The following is a 4199-nucleotide window of genomic DNA, read 5'->3' as shown; positions in this document are numbered from 1 at the left end:
GCGGCCAACCGCCTCAACTTCAACACCAGCCGCTTCGATCACGTCAAAGACAACCGCCTCAAACAGTGGGCGAACCACGAGTACAAATACGACGCCTGGGGCAACCTGATCGAAAAAGTCGTCGGCATCGTGCGCTGGCAGACCTTCACCTACGACTGCGAAAACCGCCTGGTCAAAACCGAAACCATGGCTGACACGCAGGTGGAAAGCACCAGCAGCTATCAGTACGACAGCCTGGGCCGAAGAGTCGCCAAACAGTCCGAAATCAAAGGCCAGACCGACCACAAGCGCTTCCTCTGGCAAGGCCTGCGCATGCTGCGCGAAGAAAGCCCGGGACAGAGCAGCCTGTATATCTACGAGCCCGGCAGCTATGAGCCGCTGGCCCGCGTGGATGAGAAAGAGGGCGAGGTAGAGAACAAGGTTTACTACTTCCACACCGACCAGATCGGTACGCCGCTGTGTGGATGAGAAAGAGGGCGAGGTAGAGAACAAGGTTTACTACTTCCACACCGACCAGATCGGTACGCCGCTGGAAATGACCGATGCCGAAGGGCAGATCGTCTGGCAGGCGAAGTACCGGGCGTGGGGTGCGGTTGAGAAGCTGGTGGTGAACGAGATTGAACAGAACCTGCGGTTTCAGGGGCAGTATTTTGATGCCGAGACGGGGCTGCATTACAACACGTTTAGATATTATGACCCGGAGATTGGCCGGTTTATAACGCAGGATCCGATTGGCTTGCTGGGTGGGTTTAATTTATACATATACGCTCCAAACTCTACAGGCTGGATAGACCCCATTGGCTGGGTAAAGGTATACCGGAACCTAAGACCAGACGAGCTTGTAAGCGACGGTATCTCTGCCAAAAATCCTGGAAGAGGCATGTCACCCGCGGGCCATGTTCGCAACGGCAGCTCACCTAACTTCAAAGGTTCTCAGTATGTCTCTACGACCACAGACATGGAAGTTATAAATAAGTATAAAGGAACGGGACAAACCACTATAAGCTTTGATACTGATGATGTAGTACACGACAGCCACGGTAACAAAAGTATTGTAGATATTTCTACTCCTGACAAGGCTGCCTCGGCGGGACTGAAAGGTCCAGCCGCTCACTATGCGGCGGCATCAAGAGAAATATTAGTCGAAGGGCATGTTCCATCAAGCAAGATCACTATTTGCTAAGGTAATAAATATGAACGCTGAAATCGCCGTTGATCTGATCGATGCAAGACTCTTGGGAGCAGACTCTATTCCAGTAAAAATACGGACTAGGGCCAAAGTTTCTGAAAAAGAAGTTGCTGAGTTATTTTCAGCCATTGACTTTATAATTAGCTACTACAGTGAAAAAGACATTATCCCCAAAAGGATAGCACTAGCTTTCGTTGACATATATGTCAACTTCAATGTCTCGGATGACTTTTACGATGAAAGCGAAACTCAAAGATACGAAGATATTGGAATAGCACTACAAGAAAAAGCATATGAGCTATTTGAATAAGCAGTACACAACTGAATAGTTCAGTGGATTGATCTTCATCGCCGTACGTTCAAGACTGGCGTTGTTGAGCACGGGATAAGCGATAGTGAGTATTTCGATTGCCGTTACGACTTCAAACAGAGTACATCGTGGGCAGTCGATATGCTTGGGCGTAAATTTGAGATTCATTACAACAAAGACCGCCGCGGCGCCTCCTGCCGCGATTACAGCGGATCCGGGTGATTATCTCCCACCGTAAGCCGTATCTGAAGGATGGAGATCCTCGAAAAGGCGATGGCTCCTGCCAAGACTTATTTTTTGTTAATACAGCTTGAACAGTGATGGCTACCTTTTACGTAAATAGATAGCCTATGCTCTCACCCACCTGAACTGTCAGAATTTGATATTCGTACATGCTAACCACGCCTTCCTAAAAGGCCTATACTGATGGTTTTTTCTTTACGGACACCGTTACACTTGCGGTATTCGATCTCGACGCCCTCAAACACAGGGTGGAAGATACCTGCGATTGGTGGAGTATTGCAGAAGATGAGCTACTTGAAACAAATAAAGGAAACATTGCTTGCTTTGGCCTCGGCCAGGATGGAAGGTATGATGTTGAAATACTGACGACCTATCAAGAGAGTGTCACATCCTGTGGGTACTATCCGGCTAGGCGAGTATGTCGGATTACTGCTTTTTAAAAACTTGGTGGTTTTACAGTTGAGCTCGGTTGCCGCTTCTTAAAGAACGAGGTTGAGCAGAACCTGCGGTTTCAGGGGCAGTATTTTGATGTCGAGACGGGGCTGCACTGCAACACGTTTCGGTATTATGACCCGGAGATTGGGCGGTTTATAACGCAGGATCCGATTGGGTTGGCTGGAGGGTATAACCTGTACCAGTACAATATAAATCCAATTCGCTGGATTGACGTGACGGGTCTAGCCGGATGTACCTTGATAAAAGCAGATGCCGTTGATCACGACTACCTTTTAAGGTTAAAACGCTCCAAATATCCAAAAACCTTTGGTCACATACAAGACGCAATCAATGGCGGGCAGCCGTACATAGTAACCATTCAGAGAGATGCAGCAAAATTAAATAGAAAGACAAGCCTCAAAGACGTTAATACAATGAAGTCAAAAGATCGCGACGAATGGCCTATGGCCATGTTTAAAGAGGGAGGGAACGGTGCAAGTGCTAGGCACATCGGTCCTAGTGATAATCGAGGAGCAGGATCCAGTATTGGTAATGTGCTTTCAGGTCTTCCAAATCGAACTAAAATTAAAGTAGAGGTTTTCTAATGGCAAATTCTAATCAAGTAGTAGATTTACTCATATCTCATAGCCAAATTCAAATTCGGTCACGCGCCTATGACGAAGCTTCGAGCCAATGGGGCAAGCTAAATATTGATCAAGGCGCTGTAATACATAAAGACTACGTAATATTTGACCCCCTACCAGATGACGCATTTGGTGCAAATATAAGCTTGACTCTGGACACAAAATTTAATTTGGACACACAAACTCAACGCTGCATAGTAGTCCCCTTTTTTGTTTCAAAAAAAAACGAATTAGAGGTTGCCTCAGCTGCTGAAGAAGCCAAAGTCGTTCTAGATGTCGAAGAGCGCCAATATGCTCTTTACTATGAAATTTGTGAAGGTGATGAAATTTTTTATAAGTTCACGTTTGTGCCTTCCAATGATGAGCTTGATGCAAAATATCTTATGGATGATCCATGGGGTGGGGTAAAGGGACAGTCACTGGTTAAGGGCGTTGCTTAGTCTCCAAGCTATTGGTTTTCGTTTTCTGCCATGATGCCGTCAAAATTTTCTGAACTATATAGCTCTTTAAAATCTTGGTCGAAAAAAGGGGCTGTCAACTTTGTGCCAGCCCTTCTTTTTTCAATCTGCAGTCTGCTGGCAAAGCTAAATGACGACGTGCGTCAGGACTATGCATACGACAACGGTGACCGACTGCTATCGATCAAACGTAAGCCGACGGACTTAGGCTGAAAACTGGGCGTCACCGCTGAAAAGATCGACTTCGCCTACGACCTGCTCGGCCGCCTCGTCAAAGAAACTACGCCTCAGGGCGCGCTGGCCTACGAGTACGATCCGCTCAGCAACCTGACCACGCTGACGCTTCCTACCGGCCAGTACCTGAATCACCTGTACTACGGCAGCGGTCATCTGCACCAACTGAATCTGGATGGCCAACTAATCAGCGACATGGAGCGCGACGACCTGCATCGCGAGGTCTACCGCACCCAGGGCAAACTCACGAGCTGCTTCAGCTACGACAGCATGGGGCGCAAGGCCTGGCAGTATGCGACCACCCTGCCCGCGGAAAAGCTCTCACAGATCCAGAACCCGCTCATAAAACCAGAACGCTACGTCGAACACGCCTACAACCCGGTCCACCGCCGCTACGAATACGACCCGGCCGGTGAACTGAGCCGCACCCTCGACAAACTGCGCGGCGAAACCCAGTACGAATACGAAGCCAACGGCCAGTTGCTGGCGCGCAACACCGGCAGAGTGGTCGACGGCGAAGAATTCCGCTACGACGCCGCGGCCAACCGCCTCAACTTCAACACCAGCCGCTTCGATCACGTCAAAGACAACCGCCTCAAACAATGGGCGAACCACGAATACAAATACGACGCCTGGGGCAACCTGATCGAAAAAGTCGTCGGCATCGTGCGCTGGCAGACCTTCAC

General features: G+C 48.8%; 4 protein-coding genes and 3 pseudogenes. All 7 read left to right on the top strand.

What is annotated here, in order from left to right; genetic code table 11:
• Positions 1-1183, top strand: a pseudogene (locus AO068_RS29380) (RHS repeat-associated core domain-containing protein); the annotation flags it as partial.
• A 10-nt stretch (positions 1184-1193) separates the two neighbouring features.
• Positions 1194-1499: a hypothetical protein gene (locus AO068_RS23325; RefSeq protein WP_016981973.1), complete on the top strand. Its 306-nt coding sequence runs from the start codon at positions 1194-1196 to the stop codon at positions 1497-1499.
• A gap of 491 nt (positions 1500-1990) precedes the next feature.
• Positions 1991-2182 carry a DUF6386 family protein gene (locus AO068_RS29375; protein WP_223886595.1) on the top strand — a complete coding sequence of 64 codons (192 nt, stop codon included), beginning with the start codon at positions 1991-1993 and terminating at the stop codon, positions 2180-2182.
• Positions 2183-2215: 33 nt separating this feature from the next.
• Positions 2216-2425 (top strand): annotated as a pseudogene (locus tag AO068_RS29450) (RHS repeat-associated core domain-containing protein); the annotation flags it as partial.
• Positions 2426-2434: 9 nt separating this feature from the next.
• Positions 2435-2782, top strand: coding sequence for a NucA/NucB deoxyribonuclease domain-containing protein (locus tag AO068_RS29365; RefSeq protein WP_235592589.1), 348 nt, complete (start codon positions 2435-2437; stop codon positions 2780-2782).
• The gene (gene comJ / locus AO068_RS23320) at positions 2782-3261 is read left to right on the top strand and encodes a competence protein ComJ (RefSeq protein ID WP_058409588.1); all 480 of its coding nucleotides are present in this window, start codon (positions 2782-2784) and stop codon (positions 3259-3261) included. Before AO068_RS29365 ends, comJ begins: the two co-directional genes overlap by 1 nt.
• Positions 3262-3393: 132 nt before the next feature.
• A pseudogene (locus AO068_RS28875) lies at positions 3394-4199 on the top strand (RHS repeat domain-containing protein); the annotation flags it as partial.

It is taken from the genome of Pseudomonas sp. ICMP 3272 (assembly GCF_001466905.1).
Taxonomy (GTDB): domain Bacteria; phylum Pseudomonadota; class Gammaproteobacteria; order Pseudomonadales; family Pseudomonadaceae; genus Aquipseudomonas; species Aquipseudomonas amygdali.
Note: the sequence above shows the minus strand (reverse complement) of the source record. Positions and strands in the feature narration are given on the sequence as shown.